This is a genomic window from Cognatilysobacter xinjiangensis (assembly GCF_014651995.1).
Classification (GTDB): Bacteria; Pseudomonadota; Gammaproteobacteria; order Xanthomonadales; family Xanthomonadaceae; genus Cognatilysobacter; species Cognatilysobacter xinjiangensis.
Genome location: NZ_BMXY01000001.1, coordinates 1,637,384 through 1,652,500, shown reverse-complemented (window position 1 = coordinate 1,652,500; position 15,117 = coordinate 1,637,384). Strand labels below are relative to the sequence as shown.

At 71.0% G+C, this 15,117-nt stretch carries 14 protein-coding genes; 6 read left to right on the top strand and 8 right to left on the bottom strand.

Annotation, left to right across the window (positions count from 1 at the left end):
• Window positions 1-48: 48 nt before the first annotated feature.
• The 4 genes from hflK (at window position 49) to IE066_RS07930 (ending at window position 3,715) form a co-directional block, all read left to right on the top strand.
• A complete protein-coding gene (gene hflK / locus IE066_RS07945; RefSeq protein ID WP_189448430.1) occupies window positions 49-1,155 on the top strand; it encodes an FtsH protease activity modulator HflK in 1,107 nt (368 codons plus the stop codon).
• Window positions 1,152-2,015, top strand: coding sequence for a protease modulator HflC (gene hflC / locus IE066_RS07940; protein ID WP_189448428.1), 864 nt, complete (start codon window positions 1,152-1,154; stop codon window positions 2,013-2,015). Before hflK ends, hflC begins: the two co-directional genes overlap by 4 nt.
• The gene (locus IE066_RS07935) at window positions 2,015-2,203 is read left to right on the top strand and encodes a DUF2065 domain-containing protein (RefSeq protein ID WP_189448426.1); all 189 of its coding nucleotides are present in this window, start codon (window positions 2,015-2,017) and stop codon (window positions 2,201-2,203) included. The genes hflC and IE066_RS07935 overlap by 1 nt, the downstream gene beginning before the upstream one ends.
• A 219-nt stretch (window positions 2,204-2,422) precedes the next feature.
• On the top strand, window positions 2,423-3,715 hold the full coding sequence (locus tag IE066_RS07930; RefSeq protein WP_189448424.1) for an adenylosuccinate synthase: 1,293 nt from the start codon (window positions 2,423-2,425) through the stop codon (window positions 3,713-3,715).
• Window positions 3,716-3,778: 63 nt separating this feature from the next.
• On the opposite strand, the gene IE066_RS07925 is transcribed toward IE066_RS07930, so the two are convergent.
• The 4 genes from IE066_RS07925 to IE066_RS07910 all read right to left on the bottom strand — a co-directional run bounded on the left by IE066_RS07925 (window position 3,779) and on the right by IE066_RS07910 (window position 8,430).
• Window positions 3,779-5,824: a methyl-accepting chemotaxis protein gene (locus IE066_RS07925; protein WP_229790706.1), complete on the bottom strand. Its 2,046-nt coding sequence runs from the start codon at window positions 5,822-5,824 to the stop codon at window positions 3,779-3,781.
• Complete coding sequence (locus IE066_RS07920) at window positions 5,806-6,321, bottom strand: hypothetical protein (RefSeq protein WP_189448422.1); 516 nt, start codon at window positions 6,319-6,321, stop codon at window positions 5,806-5,808. Before IE066_RS07920 ends, IE066_RS07925 begins: the two co-directional genes overlap by 19 nt.
• 121 nt (window positions 6,322-6,442) lie before the next feature.
• Entirely contained in the window at window positions 6,443-7,078 is a 636-nt protein-coding gene (locus IE066_RS07915) for a response regulator transcription factor (RefSeq protein WP_189448420.1), read from the bottom strand.
• On the bottom strand, window positions 7,066-8,430 hold the full coding sequence (locus IE066_RS07910; protein ID WP_189448418.1) for a CHASE3 domain-containing protein: 1,365 nt from the start codon (window positions 8,428-8,430) through the stop codon (window positions 7,066-7,068). Before IE066_RS07910 ends, IE066_RS07915 begins: the two co-directional genes overlap by 13 nt.
• 98 nt (window positions 8,431-8,528) lie before the next feature.
• Here IE066_RS07910 and IE066_RS07905 point away from each other — a divergent pair, with 98 nt between their 5' ends.
• Window positions 8,529-8,732 (top strand): hypothetical protein, encoded by a 204-nt coding sequence (locus IE066_RS07905; protein WP_189448417.1) that lies wholly within the window; start codon window positions 8,529-8,531, stop codon window positions 8,730-8,732.
• Here IE066_RS07905 and IE066_RS07900 read toward each other — a convergent pair.
• From IE066_RS07900 to modA, 3 genes are read right to left on the bottom strand one after another with little or no spacing between them, the layout of a single operon-like run.
• Window positions 8,729-9,346 carry an ATP-binding cassette domain-containing protein gene (locus IE066_RS07900; RefSeq protein ID WP_189448894.1) on the bottom strand — a complete coding sequence of 206 codons (618 nt, stop codon included), beginning with the start codon at window positions 9,344-9,346 and terminating at the stop codon, window positions 8,729-8,731. The two genes, IE066_RS07905 and IE066_RS07900, sit on opposite strands and share 4 nt — an antisense overlap.
• A gap of 5 nt (window positions 9,347-9,351) precedes the next feature.
• On the bottom strand, window positions 9,352-10,044 hold the full coding sequence (gene modB / locus IE066_RS07895; protein WP_189448414.1) for a molybdate ABC transporter permease subunit: 693 nt from the start codon (window positions 10,042-10,044) through the stop codon (window positions 9,352-9,354).
• Window positions 10,041-10,814, bottom strand: a complete 774-nt coding sequence (modA, locus tag IE066_RS07890) for a molybdate ABC transporter substrate-binding protein (RefSeq protein WP_189448412.1) — start codon at window positions 10,812-10,814, stop codon at window positions 10,041-10,043. The genes modB and modA overlap by 4 nt, the downstream gene beginning before the upstream one ends.
• Before the next feature lie 99 nt (window positions 10,815-10,913).
• Here modA and IE066_RS07885 point away from each other — a divergent pair, with 99 nt between their 5' ends.
• The gene (locus IE066_RS07885; protein WP_189448410.1) at window positions 10,914-13,565 is read left to right on the top strand and encodes an excinuclease ABC subunit UvrA; all 2,652 of its coding nucleotides are present in this window, start codon (window positions 10,914-10,916) and stop codon (window positions 13,563-13,565) included.
• On the opposite strand, the gene IE066_RS07880 is transcribed toward IE066_RS07885, so the two are convergent.
• Window positions 13,535-15,025, bottom strand: coding sequence for an MATE family efflux transporter (locus IE066_RS07880; protein WP_189448408.1), 1,491 nt, complete (start codon window positions 15,023-15,025; stop codon window positions 13,535-13,537). The genes IE066_RS07885 and IE066_RS07880 overlap by 31 nt on opposite strands.
• Window positions 15,026-15,117: the final 92 nt, after the last annotated feature.

Genomic DNA, 15,117 nt, shown 5'->3' with positions numbered 1-15,117 from the left:
GCTCGCGCGCGCCGGTGACGGCGCCGCCGCGCATCCTCAGGAGCCCCCATGGCCTGGAACACGCCCGGCAGTGACAACGGCGACCGCGATCGACGCCCCCGCGGCGGCGGCCGTGGCCTCGCCCCCCTCGACCTGCTCGACCGCTTCCGCAACCTGCTCGACGGCAACGGCGGGCCGGTCCGCTGGATCCCACTGCTGCTCGGTGCGTGGCTGCTGTTCACCAGTTTCATCCTGATCTCCGAGCAGCAGCGCGGCGTGGTGCTGCGCTTCGGGCAGTTCGCCCGGGTGCTGCAGCCTGGCCCCCACTTCAAGCTGCCGTGGCCGATCGAGCGCGTGCAGAAGGTCAATGCGACGCAGATCAAGACCTTCACCCAGACCGTGCCGGTGCTGACTGCCGACGAGAACATCGTCCACGTCGACCTGAATGTGCAGTACCGCATCAGCGACCCGCAGCTCTACCTGTTCGGCGCGCGCGATGCCGACGCGGTGCTGCGCGAGGCGTCGCTCTCGACCGTGCGCGAGATGGTCGGCCGCTCCGACCTCGACACGGTGCTCGGCGCGCGCAATGCGCTCGCGGTGGCGGCGCGCACGCGCCTGCAGGACTCGCTGCGCGCCTACCGCACCGGGCTGGCCGTGACCGAACTCAACCTGCCGAACGCGCGCCCGCCGGAAGAGGTCAAGCCGGCCTTCGACGACGTCAACAGCGCCCAGCAGGACAAGGACCGCTTCATCAGTGAGGCGCGCGCCTACGCGGCCAAGGTCGTGCCGGAGGCCCGCGGCGAGGCGTCGCGCGTGCGTGCGACCGCCGAGGGCGAGAAGATCTCCGCCGTCGCCCGCGCGACCGGTGACGCCACGCGCTTCTCGCTGCTGGTGGAGCAGTACCGCGGCGCGCCCGAGGTCACCCGCAAGCGCCTGTGGCTGGAGACGGTGCAGCAGGTGCTTGGGAACAACCGCACGATCGTCGGCGGCGATTCGCGCCAGCTGATCTACGTGCCGATGGCGCAGCCGGGCGGCGCGACCACGCCGCCGCTGCTGTCGCCCGCGCAGCCGCAGTCCGCGCCTGCACTCGTGCCCGAGCTGCTCGAGCCGGTGACGGCCGAGGCCGATAGCCGTGGCCCGCGCGCGCCGCGTGCGCCCCGTGGAGAGACCCGATGAGATATCCCGCCCTGATCGCCCTCGCCGTCGCGACGCTGTTCGCGCTGATGGGCTCCGTGTTCGTGGTGCCCGAAGGCGGCGGCGCGATCGTGCTCAACCTCGGTCGCGTCGTGCGCACCGATCTCGGCCCCGGCCTGCACTTCAAGTGGCCGCTGGTGGAAACCCAGCTGACCTTCGACCGCCGCCTGATCGTGCTGCCGGCCGAGCCGGAGCGTTACCTCACGTCCGAGCGCAAGGACGTCAGCGTCGACTTCTTCGCGGTGGGCCGCATCGAGAACCTGCGCGCGTTCTACCGCGCCACCGGCGGCGACGAGAAGGTCGGCAACGAACGCCTCGCGCCGATCATCAAGGACTCGCTGCGCAACGAGATCAATACGCGCACGCTGTCGGAGGTGGTGTCGGGCGATCGTGGCGACATCGTCGCCAAGCAGCTGCAGGCCATCAACCAGGGCGCGGCCACGCTGGGCATCCGCATCGTCGACCTGCGCATCAAGCAGATCGACCTGCCGACCGACAGCCGCGTCATCAGCGACGTCTACAGCCGCATGCGTGCGCAGCGCCAGCAGGTAGCCAGCCGCCTGCGCGCCGAGGGCGCCGAGCAGGCCCAGCTGATCCGTGCGAATGCCGATCGCGATAGCGCCGTGATCGTGGCCGAGGCCGAGCGCGATGCGCAGCGCCTGCGCGGCGAGGGCGATGCCGAGGCCGCGCGCCTGTACGCCGACGCGGCGCAGAAGGACACCGGCTTCTACGCGTTCCAGCGCAGCCTCGAGGCTTACCGCCGCGCATTCGGCAATGGCCAGACGGTCATCGTCGTCGACAAGAACGACCCGTTCCTGCAGTACCTCAAGTCCGATCGTTGATGGCGCGTGAGTTGCTGTCGGCGCTGTGCCTGGTCGCGGTGCTGGAGGGCCTGTTCCTGTTCCTCACGCCTGAGGGCTGGAAGCGCACCGCCGAGCGGCTGTACGTGCTGACGACGCGGCAGTTGCGGGTGTTCGGCGCGGTGGTGGTGGCGTTGGGGCTGGCCTCGCTGTGGCTGGTTCGCCATTGAGCGACGGACGGGGTGGCCCCACCGGGACGAAACCCGGATAATGCACAAAAGCCGGACGGGGACACCCGCCGGCTTTTTCCGTGTCTGCGGCCCGCCATGGCGGGCCGGCCGGCAAAGGCGCGATGTGCACGCGCCATCGCGCACGCTGCTGCGCGTTGCCGGTGTCGCGCGTCGTCGCGGCCGGACGCCCTCATGCAAGCAGCGGTCTGGAGAGTGGTAATGGGTCAGTCAGTGGTGGTGCTCGGCGCGCAGTGGGGCGACGAGGGCAAGGGCAAGATCGTCGACCTTCTGACGAAGGAGATCGGCGGCGTCGTGCGCTTCCAGGGCGGCCATAACGCGGGCCATACGCTCGTGATCGGCGGCAAGAAGACCGTTCTGCACCTGATCCCCTCGGGCATCCTGCGTCCCGACGCGCTCTGCCTGATCGGCAACGGCGTGGTGCTGCATCCCGGCGCGCTGCAAAAGGAGATCGCCGAGCTCGAGGCCAACGGCGTCGAGGTGCGCTCGCGCCTGAAGATCTCGCCGGCCACGCCGCTGATCATGCCGTACCACATCGCGCTGGATCAGGCGCGCGAGAAGGCGGCGGGCGGCAAGGCGATCGGCACCACCGGCCGCGGCATCGGCCCGGCGTACGAGGACAAGGTCGCGCGCCGCGGCATCCGCGTCGCCGACCTGCATTACCCGCAGGAACTTGCCGAGAAGCTGCGCACGGCGCTCGACTACCACAACTTCGTGCTCACGAAGTACCTGGGCGTCGAGGGCGTGGACTTCCAGCAGACGCTCGACGAGGCTCTCGCGTTCGGCGAGTACGTCGAGCCGATGAAGGCCGACGTGGCAGGCATCCTTCATGACCTGCGCAAGCAGGGCAAGCGCGTGATGTTCGAAGGCGCGCAGGGCTCGCTGCTCGACATCGACCACGGCACCTATCCGTACGTCACGTCGTCGAACACGACGGTGGGCGGCGCCATCGCCGGCACCGGCGTGGGCGCGGATGCGATCGACTACGTGCTCGGCATCGCGAAGGCCTATGCCACGCGCGTCGGTGGCGGCCCGTTCCCGACCGAGCTCGACGACGAGGTCGGGCAGGGCATCCGCGACCGCGGCCAGGAATACGGCGCCACCACCGGCCGTCCGCGCCGCTGCGGCTGGATGGACATCGTCGCGCTCAAGCGCGCCGTGGCCATCAACGGCATCACCGGCCTGTGCATCACCAAGCTCGACATCCTCGACGGGATGGAGAAGCTCAAGATCTGCATCGCCTACGAGTACCGCGGCAAGCGCACCGAGTACGCGCCGCTGGACGCGGCGGGCTGGGAGGAATGCACGCCGGTCTACCTCGAATTCCCGGGTTGGGAAGAGACCACCGCCGGGATCACCGACTGGGACAAGCTGCCGGCCGCCGCACGCGCCTACCTGCGTGCGCTCGAGGAACTCGCGGGCTGCCCGATCGCGATCGTCTCGACCGGTCCCGATCGCGACGAGAACATCGTGCTCCACGACCCGTTCGCGTAAACGCCGCGTAGCGCCGAAGTTTCGAGGCCGCCTCCGGGCGGCCTCGTCCGTTCTGCGCCGGGATCAGGCCACCGCGCGCAGTGGCGCCGGCGCGCCCGATGTTCCCGTGCGGAAGCGCGCGATGGCGTCGGCGAGTTCGACCGCCTGGTCTTCGAGTGATTTAGCCGCCGCCGTCGCCTGCTCGACCAGCGTCGCGTTCTGCTGGGTCGAACCGTCCATATGGACGATCGCCTGGTTAACCTGTTCGATGCCGGCGCTCTGCTCCTTCGAGGCGGCGCTGATCTCCGCGACGATGTCGGCGGCGCGGGTGACGCTTCCAACGATGTCCTGCATGGTCCGGCCCGCCTGCGCCACCAGCGCCGTGCCTTCGCCCACGCGTTCGGCCGACTCGGCGATGAGCGCCTTGATTTCTTGCGCCGCGCGCGCCGAACGCTGGGCCAGTGCGCGCACTTCGGAGGCGACCACCGCGAAACCACGCCCCTCCTCGCCCGCGCGCGCCGCCTCCACCGCCGCGTTGAGGGCAAGGATGTTGGTCTGGAACGCGATGCTGTCGATGACGCCGACGATCTCCGCCACGCGGCGCGACGTCTCGGCGATCATGTCCATGGTGCTGACGACGCGTGCGACGACGTCGCCGCCCGCGGTCGCGACGTCCGCCGCGCCGGTGGCGAGATGATTGGCGCGCTGCGCGTTCTCGGCGTTCTGCCGCACCGTCGCGGTCAGCTCTTCCATCGAGGCCGCGGTCTCCTCCAGCGCCGCGGCCTGCTGTTCGGTACGGGTCGAGAGGTCCTGATTGCCGGTCGCGATCTCCGCGGCGGCGTTGCGCACGCGTCCACTGGTCGAACGGAACTGCTCGACGATCGACGCCAGTGCGTCGGCCGTCGAATTCGCCGCGCGCGCGAGGTCGCCGAAGACGCCCTGGGCGCCTTGGTCGATGCGCTGGCGCAGGTCATGGGCCGCCATGCGCTCGAGGAACGCGACGATCTCGACGAGGCTGCGGTCGGTGGTATCGAGCAGGCTGTTGAGCCCGGTGGCGATGTCGAGTGTGAAGCCGTCGAGCCCGTCGAGCGGGATGCGCACGGACAGGTCGCCGCTTGCGCCCGCGCGCACGGCGGCCGTCTGCGCGTCGATGAAGGTCGCGAGCGCGCGGGTGGTATCGGCGAGCTGATCGCGCAGGCGGGCGAAGTCGCCTTCCGCGGCGAAGTCGAAGTCATGGTCGAGCCGACCCGCGGACAGCGCTTCCAGCCCGTCCCGCACGTTGGCGATCGCCGTCGCGCTGCGCATGTTCGCCGCGTTGATGCGCTCGACCAGCGACAGCACGGTCCCTTCGCGCCCCTCGCGGGCGAGTGGGCGTCCGAAGTCGCCAGCGGCCTGGCGGTCCGCCGACTCGCAGACCTCGTCGAGCAACGATTTGACCTGTGCGGCGGCATTGCCCAGCGAGTCGGCGATGGAGCCGGCGGGGTAGGTGCGCGAGGCGTCTTCGGAGAGATCGCCGTTGGCGAGCGCGCGCGCCATGCCGGCCACCGCCTGCGGGGAAGCGCCCACGAGTTCCACTTCGGCGCGCAACTGCGCGCACATTACACACAGCACCGCCGTCTCCGCGACGACGTAGGCGGCATGGATTGCGACGATGCCGAACCCGCTGCCAGGCGCGAACGCATGCACCGGCAGACCGCCGGACTGCAGCAGGAAGAAACCGACGTGGTGGACGGCGATGGCCGCCGCGGCGGCCACGACGGGACGCCAGTCGCGGTAGTACAGCAACAGCGCCAGCAGCACGAACACGCCGAAGTGCATTTCCACAAGGCCGTTGGCCTGCTGGATCATCGCGGCCGTCAGCACCATGAAGCCGAGCGCGACGGTAAGCCGGGTCGACAGCGAGCCCGGTCGCAGGACGACCTGCGCGACGACGGCCGCCAGCGTGGGTGCCGTCACCGTCAGGAAGACCATCCAGTCGCCCTCGGTCCATGCGAGGCCAAGCGAGGCCGAGGCGAGCACGAGCGTGACGATGGCGAACAGCCGGTCGGCCTTCGCGCGTAGTTCGTCGAGGTAGGTGATGCCGGGCTGGCTCGCCGTCGAAGGCGGAACGGTCAGGGCGTGCGGGGACATGGACAGGGCTCGTCGAAATGAACGGGGATGCCGGAAATGAGTGCGAGCTCGGCGGGGTGATGGAGGCCGCAGCTGGCCGGTGCCGCGACCGGACCGGAGTAGATGACCTGACCGCGTGCGTCGAGCGCGAGCAGGCCGTTGGCCGCCAGGCCGGCGGGCAGGGGTGCGCCGGCGCGCAGTGCGAGGACCACGCCACGGGCGTTCCAGCGCTCGGCCAGCGCCGCCCAGTGGCGGTCGTCGTCGCAGCCGCACGGGGCGAGCCGCACCAGCAGGGGGCGATGCGCCTGGGCGCCGGGCAGCGCGCGAGCCCAGCGCGCCCAGCCTGCCGCGGTAGTTTCGGTGACGGCCGCTTGAGCCGGTGGCCGCGCGAACACCGCGAGGCCGCCGACCGCGACCGCCAGCCACAGCGCCAGCACCGCCCAGCCGAGGCGTCGGCCCGGGCGGGACGTGGTGGAAAGAACGCCCGTCGCAGCACGTGCTGCGGCGGAGCGCGACATTCGTGGGAGCCTGAGCATGACGTCGTTAACGGCGGCCCGCGGGCGCCGGCGGAGGGCGCGGACGCCGTATCCGACGAAGTCGATCGACGGATATGGATGTAGGGCGATCGCCTACACGGGGTCAGGGTTGGGGCAGCAGTCCGTGCTGAAGGCAGTAGCGGGCCATCTCGGCCGTGGTCCCCAGGCCCGTCTTCTCGATGATGCGCGCCCGGTAGGTGCCTACCGTCTTCACCGACAAGTGCATCGTCGATGCGATCTCCCCGGTGGCCTTGCCGGTGGCGACGAGGAGCAGCACGCGGTATTCCTGAGCGGACAGCGCTTCGTGCGGCAGGCCGGGCGGCGCTTCGCCCGCGAGCAGGCCGGCCAGCCGCTCGGCCAGCGTCGAGGTAACGTAGCGGCCGCCCTGCAGGATGCGGTCGATGGCGGTCAGCAACTCGGTGGTCGCGTGTTCCTTGGTGACGTAGCCCGAGGCGCCTGCCTGCAGCGCACGCGTCGCATAGGCCGACTCGTTGTGCATGCTCAGCACGAGGACGGGCACGGACGCCGTGCGGCGCAGCTTCATCAGCCCCTCCATGCCACTTGCATCGGGCAGCGAGAGGTCGAGCAGGACGAGATCCCAAGGGCCCTCCCGCACGCGCTCGAGGCCGGCGTGCAGGGTTTGCGCTTCGACGAAATCGCAGTCCGGCCAGTGCTGTTGCACAAGCTGGCGCACGCCGAAGCGCATCACCGGATGGTCCTCGATCATCAGGATTCGCACGATGTTTCCCCTTGCGGCCTCAACGGCAGGCGGACGTCGATCCGGGTTCCATGGCCGGGCGCGGAGTCCACCGCCAGCACGCCGCCCGACAGCAGCGTGCGTTCCAGGATGCTCAGCATGCCCAGCGAGGAGGGGCGTGGTTCGCCCATGCCGCGGCCGTCGTCCGCGACGACGAGCCGATAGGCCCCCTCGTCGATGCCGCCATCGATGGAGACCCGCGTCGCCCGCGCGTGCCGCGCCACGTTCGTGAGCGATTCCTGCACGATGCGGAACAACTGCAACGACTGCTCGGGCGTCAGCCGGTCCGCGTCGCGCAGGTCGACCTCGCAGCGCAACCCCGATTCCTCGTGGAAGCGCTGCGCACGATGCTCGATCGCGGCTGCCAGGCCGAGGTCGTCCAGCAACGGCGGCCGCAGCTCGCTGGCGATGCGGCGTGCGGTGACCACGCCCTCGTCGAGGAGGTCCATGGCGCCGCCGACCGGTGCGGCCGCTTCGGGATGCCGGGTCGCCAGGTTCGCCAGCGTGAGCTTCAGGGCCGTGAACACCTGGCCGAGCTGGTCGTGGACCTCTCGCGCGAGGCGCCGGCGCTCCCCTTCGACCTGGCGATCGAGCCGACGCGCGAACGTCTGCAGCTGCTCGCGCGCGAGTTCGAGCTCGGCGGTGCGCTGCGCGACCCGCGCCTCCAAACCGAGATTGGCTTCCTGCAGCGCCCTCTCGGCATCGCGCCGGCGCGAGCGTTCCTGTTCCATCACGAGGATGCCGGCGAGGATCAGCGCCGTGCCGAGCAGCGCGAGCGCCCCAGCGGTCCAGCGCGCGCGCAGGGTGACTTCCGCGGTGCGGGCCTCCCAGCCCGCGATCGCCTCCAGCAGACTGCGTTGCAGGCCCGCGACCTGGCGGCGGATCGCGTCGGTGACCTGTTTGCCCTGCAGCTCCTCCATCTGCCGGCGCGCGACACCCGCGCCGGCGGTCTCGCGCGTGGCGACGATGTGCCGCGCGATTCCGATGCGCTGGCGCACGCGCTCGTCCAGCCCGGCCAGGTGCGCGGCCATGCCGGGCAGCCCGGCGATGTCCCGATGCAGCGCCTGCAGCGCGCGGTCATGCCGCGCGAGTCCGCCGCGGTAGGGCTCGAGATAGGCGGGATCGCCGGTGAGGACGAAGCCGCGCTGGCCCGTTTCGACATCCACCACCGCCGCGAGCAGGCGCTCGCTGGAGAGAAGCGCGGCACGCGCGCTGTCGCGGGCACGGCTGGAGCGTTCGACCGACGCGACCGTGGCGAAGCCCACCACCGCGAGCAGTGCGAACAGGGCGAAGCCCAACAGGAGTGCGGCACCGGCGCGTGAGATCGTCGACACGGACGGATGTCGAAAGGCAAGCGGGCCTGCAGCCTATCGCAGGTTGGAAGCGGCCCGGCGTGACCGCCTCCTAACGGCGACGACCGCATGATCGCCGCATGCCGCATTCCGTCGAGTCGACCCCACGCCGTGCATCGCGCGGATGGCGCATCGCCGTCGCGACCGCGCCCCTGGGCCTCTGTACGGGCTGCAACATGCTCGGGGCGATGTTCGACGAGCACCCGCTCGGCGGCATCGCTTTCGTGGTGGTCGCGGTCGCGGCGCTCGGCTTCCTCGTGTCGCGCGGCGCGCGCAGGCGCTAGCCCAGGCGGTAGACGTCCTGCGCGATGCGCGCGACCTCGTCGGCGGCGTGGCTGACGTAGATCATCGGCAGTGCGTGCTCGTCGCGCACGCGCTGCAGGTAGGGCAGCAGCTCGTCGCGACGATCCGGGTCCAGCATCGAAAGCGGTTCGTCGAGCAGCAGCAGGCGCGGCGCCGAAAGCAGCGCGCGGCCGAGGGCGATGCGCTGGATCTCGCCGCCGGACAGGCCGACGGTGCGGCGCGACATCAGCGGGCCGAGCGCGAGCAGTTCGACGATGTGATCCAGCTGCGCGCGCGCCGCGGATGCGTCGCCGCGCGCGGCATAGAGGAGGTTGCCGCGGACGTCGAGATGCGGGAACAGGCGGCCGTCCTGGAACACGTAGCCGATGCGCCGCCGATGCGTGGGAACGTCGATGCGACGCCCGGCGTCGAACAGCCGCTCGCCGGCGATCTCGATATGTCCGCGCACGGGCCGCAACAGCCCCGCGATTGCATGCAGCAGCGAAGTCTTGCCGCTACCCGAGGCACCGACCAGCGCGAGCACGCGCGCGTCGCTCGACACCCGGACGTGGCGCTCGAAGCCGCCGCGCCTCAGCAGCACGTCGATGGAGTGCAGCGCGCTCACGCGGCGGGCTCGCGTCGCTGGCGCTGCGCCAGCGCCTCGGCGGCGAGCATCGCCGCGAACGAGATCGCCACCGACACGCCGCAGAGCAGCCAGACGCGTGCCTCCCCGCCGGGCACCTGCAGCAGCGCGTAGATCGCCGACGACAGCGTCTGCGTTTCGCCGGGAATGCTGGACACGAACGTGATCGTCGCGCCAAATTCGCCCACGGCCTTCGCGAAGCCCAGCACCGCGCCGGCGACGATCCCGGGCCATGCGAGCGGCAGCGTGATCCCGGTGAACACGCGCCAGGGCGATGCGCCCAGCGTGGCGGCGGCGTTCTCCAGCCGCGCGTCGACCGCTTCGATCGACAACCGGATCGCGCGCACCATCAGCGGAAAGCCCATCACCGCGCAGGCGAGCGCGGCGCCGGTCCAGCGGAACGCAAGGCTGACGCCGAGCGTGTCCTGCAGCCATGCACCGACGGTTCCCTGCCGGCCGAACAGCACGAGCAGCGCGTAACCGGTCACCACGGGGGGCAGCACGAGCGGCAGGTGCACGAGTGCGTCGAGCAGCAGCCGCCCGGGAAAGCGGCGGCGGGCCAGCAGCCAGCCCAGTGCGATGGCGAAGGGCAGGCTGGCGAGCGTCGCCACGCTCGCCACGCGCAGGCTCAGCACGACGGCCGCGATTTCCTCGGGCGTCAGCGCCGTCACGATGCGGGCGCGAAGCCGTGGCGGCGGAACACCGCCTGCGCCGCGGGCGATGCGAGCCACGCAACGAAGTCCGCCGCTCGCGGGTGTCGCGATGCGCGAACGCGAGCGGCGGGATACACGATCCGAGGATGCAGGCCCGGCGCGAAGCGCGCGACCACGCGCACGCGCGGCTCGGCGAGCGCGTCGCTGGCGTAGACCACGCCGAGCGCGGCCTCGCCGCGTGCGACGAGCTGCAGTGCCGCACGCACGTTTTCCGCTTCGACGACGCGCGGCCGCAGCGTCGACCACGCATCCAGCGACTGCAGTGCGAACTTGCCGTATTTTCCCGCGGGGACGCTGGCCGTGAGCGCCAGCGCGATGCGGCCGTCGCGGCCGAGGACTGGACGCAGGTCCACGCCGCGCCGCAACGCGATCGCCTGCGTGCGCGACGCGGCCGGCGCCACCAGCACCAGCGAATTTCCGGCGACGTCGCGGCGCGTGCGCGCGTCGATCAGGCCCCGGCGCTGCAGCGCGTCCATCCAGTCGCCATCCGCGGAGACGAAAACGTCCGCCGGTGCGCCGTCCTCGATCTGCCGCGCCAGCGCGGAACTCGCACCATAGGCCACGCGCACCGGGGCGCCGCCGCTGCGTGCATACAGTGCCGCGGCCTCGTCCAGCGTTTCCTTGAGGCTGGCCGCGGCGAACACCGTCAACGGCCGCGCGGCGCCGAATACCGGCAGCGCGAGGGCGAGCAGGCAGGCGAAGGCGATCAGGCGGGCGGAAAGGCGCATGCGTGGCGGTCCCGGGCAGGGCGGCATTACAGCAGACCGGCCCTTCACTGCGTTACCGTCGCGGCCGTTGTCCAATATCGCGCTCATCGCGAGGGCCGAATGCAGCAGGCAGACGCAGGCAAACCCGGGATCGCCCACGCGCAGGACGATGGCCACGTCCGCGTGCGCGGCGCGCGCGAGCACAACCTGCGCGACGTCGACGTGGCCATTCCGCGCCACGCGCTGGTGGTGTTCTCCGGCGTGTCGGGCTCGGGCAAGTCGTCGCTCGCGTTCGGCACGCTGTACGCGGAAGCGCAGCGGCGCTACTTCGAGTCGGTGGCGCCGTACGCGCGGCGGCTGATCGACCAGGTCGGCGTGCCCGACGTCGACGAGATCACCGGCCTGCCGCCTGCGGTGGCGTTGCAGCAGCAGCGCGGCACCGCGAGCGCGCGCTCGACGGTGGGCAGCGTCACCACGCTGTCGAGCCTGGTGCGGATGATGTACTCGCGCGCCGGCACGTATCCACCGGGGCAGGCCATGCTCTACGCCGAGGACTTTTCGCCGAACACGCCGCAGGGCGCGTGCCCGCACTGCCACGGCCTCGGGCACGTGTACGACGTCACCGAGGAATCGATGGTGCCCGACCCGTCGCTCTCGATCCGCGAGAAGGCGATCGCGTCGTGGCCGCCGGCCTGGCACGGGCAGAACCTACGCGACATCCTGGTGACGCTGGGCTACGACGTCGACCGGCCGTGGAGGGAGCTGCCGAAGAAGGACCGCGAGTGGATCCTCTTCACCGAGGAGACGCCGACGGTGCCGGTCTACCCCGGCTTCACCCCGGCCGAAACGCGCGCGGCGGTGAAGAAGAACGCCGAGCCCGCCTACATGGGCACCTACATGGGTGCGCGGCGCTACGTGCTGCACACCTTCGCCACCACGCAGAGCGCGCTGATGAAGCGGCGCGTGTCGCGCTTCCTCACCGGCACGCTGTGCCCCGTCTGCGATGGGCGCCGCCTCAAGCACGAGGCGCTGTCGGTGACGTTCGCCGGGCTCGACATCGGCACGCTGTCGCAGCTCTCGTTCGATCGTCTCGCCGACGTGCTGCGGCCCGTTGCGCAGGGCCGGTTCGACACGGTCGGGAGAAGGACCGGCGATGCCCGCGCCGCCGATGCCACGAAGCGCGACCGCGCGCGACGCAAGGCGGCGGGTGAGGCCACGCATGCGGCCGCGCCCGACGTGCACCGCACGCCGCCGCTGTCGGAGGAAAAGCGCCTCGCCGCGCAGCGCATCGCGGGCGATCTCGTGGCGCGGATCGACACGCTGCGTGCGCTCGGCCTCGGCTATCTGTCGATGGATCGCGCCACGCCGACGCTCTCGCCCGGCGAGGTGCAGCGCCTGCGGCTGGCCACGCAGATACGTTCGAACCTGTTCGGCGTGGTCTACGTGCTCGACGAGCCCTCGGCGGGCCTGCATCCGGCCGACAGCGAGGCGCTGTTCGACGCGCTGGAACAGCTGAAGGCGAGCGGCAACTCGATCTTCGTGGTCGAGCACGACCTCGCGATGATGCGTCGCGCCGATTGGCTGGTGGACGTCGGCCCCGGCGCGGGCGAGCGCGGCGGCTGCGTGCTCTACAGCGGCCCGCCGGACGGCCTCGCCGATGTCCGCGATTCCGAGACCGCGCGCTACCTGTTCAACCGCGCGCCGCCCGAGCCGCGCGAGCGCCGCGAACCCACGGGCTGGCTGGAGCTGCGGGACATCCATCGAAACAACCTGCACGGCCTGCGCGCGCGTATTCCGCTCGGCGTGCTGACCGCGGTGACGGGCATCTCCGGGTCGGGCAAGTCCAGCCTGATCAGCCAGGCACTGGTCGAGCTGGTCTGCGGCCACCTCGGCCACGAGCCCGAGGACGACGAGCCCGAGCCCGGCGATGCGCCCAGCGTCGTGCAGCGCACGCACGGTCACCTGGGCGGCGATGTCGATGCGATCCGTCGCCTGGTGCGCGTCGACCAGAAGCCGATCGGTCGCACGCCGCGCTCCAACCTCGCCACCTACACCGGCCTGTTCGACCACGTGCGCAAGTTGTTCGCGGCCACGCCGGACGCAAGGCGTCGTCGCTATGACGCCGGCCGTTTCTCGTTCAACGTCGCGAAGGGCCGCTGCCCGACCTGCGAGGGCGAGGGCTTCGTCAGCGTCGAACTGCTCTTCATGCCGAGCGTCTACGCGCCATGCCCCACCTGCCATGGCGCGCGCTACGACGAGGCCACGCTGAAGGTGCGCTGGAACGGCAGGAACGTCGCCGAGGTGCTGGCGCTCAACGTCGAGGAAGCCTGCGAGTTCTTCGCCGCCGAACCCGCGGTGCTGCGCCCGCTCGAGCTGCTGCGCGACATCGGCCTGGGCTACCTGCGGCTCGGCCAGCCGGCGACGGAACTGTCGGGCGGCGAAGCGCAGCGCATCAAGCTCGCGACCGAGCTGCAGCGCAGCCAGCGCGGGCGCGGCCTGTACGTGCTGGACGAGCCCACCACGGGCCTGCATGCCGCCGACGTCGACCGATTGATGGCGCAGTTGCACGGCCTCGTCGAGGCTGGCAACACGGTGGTGCTGGTCGAGCACGAGATGCGCGTGGTCGCGCAGAGCGACTGGGTGATCGATGTCGGCCCGGGCGCGGGCGAGGCGGGCGGCCGCATCGTCGTCGAAGGCACGCCCGAGGCGGTGGCGGCCAGCGACGCCAGCCGCACCGCGCCCTATTTGCGGACGGCGCTGGCGGCGGCGTAGGCGGGCGTCTCGGGCTCGCTCGTCGGGCCGACGTCGGCGACAGGCGAAGGCACCTGCGCGGGTACCTCGGCGGGAATGGCCACTTCCTCGGCCGCCGCGGGCAGCATGCGTGCGCGGCGCCAGCCGCCGTAGCGGTAGTACAGCACCGACAGCAGCATCGACACGAGCGCGCTGGCGGGAAAGCTCCACCAGATCGCATCGGCACCCATCGTCGGCTGCAGCAACGATGCGAACGGCACGCGCACGCCCCACAGCGCCAGCGCGAGGATGATCAGCGGCGGGACGACCGCGCCGGTCGCACGCACCACGCCCGACAGCACGAACGTGACGCCGAAGAACAGGAACGAGCTCACCACGATCGGATTCAGGTGGATGGCCTCGGCGAGCGCCGGGCTGCCGTCGGGCAGGAACAGCGAGAGCGTGTGCCGGTCGAACACGATCAGCGGCACGATCAGCGCGCCGGTCATGAGGAAGTTGAACAGCACGCCGGACTTCGCGGTCTGGTGCACGCGGTCCCAGCGGTCGGCGCCCACGTTCTGCGCCGCCATCGACGAGCAGGCCGCGCCGATCGCCATCGCCGGCATCTGCACGTAGGTCCACAGCTGCAGAGCCGCACCGTAGGCGGCCGTGGTGGCCACACCGTGGCGGTTGACCATGGTGATCATGGCCAGCATCGCCACCGAGATCAGCATCATCTGCAGGCCGATCGGCACTCCCTTGGAAATCAGCGACTTCAGTACCGTGAGGTTGGGCGCGTACAGCGCGCGGTCGTGGCGGCTGATCCACAGCCGATGGCGTCGATGGCGCAGCCAGAGCAGCATCGCGGCGAGACTCAGAGCATTGGCGACCAGCGTGGCGGTCGCCGCGCCCGCGATGCCCATGCGCGGGAAGGGCCCGAGGCCGAACAGCAGCACCGGGTTGAGGCCGATGTCGAACGCGACGGCGAGCAGCAGGAACAGGAACGGCGTGCGGGTGTCGCCCGAGCCGCGCAGGATCGCGGTGACGAAGGTGAAGGCATAAAGGAAGGGCAGGGCGAGAAAGATGATCCGCAGGTAGGCCTCGGCGAAGGGCAGCGCCGCCGGTGGCGTGTCCATCCACACCAGCACGTGGCGCGCCGCGGGCATGCCGATCGCGGCGATCACCACGGATAGCCCGATGAAGAACGTCGCGCTGGTGCCGATCACGCAGCGCGCCTGCTTCAGGTCGTCCCGGCCGATCGCCTGCGCGACCAGAATGCTCGCCGCCATGCCGACGCCGAACACCGCGCCCAGCAGCAGGAACATCACGTTGTTCGCATTGGCGGTGGCGGTGAGCGCCTGCTCGCCGAGGAAGCGGCCCACCCACACGGCGTTGATCGAGCCGTTGAGCGACTGCAGCACGTTGCCGCCGAGGATGGGCAGCGCGAATGCGAACAGGGTGCGGGCGATGGGCCCTTCGGTCAGGTTGGGGCGAACGGGCATGGAACCTCCTTGTCCTGCAGACTACGGATTGGCCGTGACCGTCGCGCAGCCTCAAGCCCTGCGACAACCGGCCGTTATCCTTGCGGACGCCT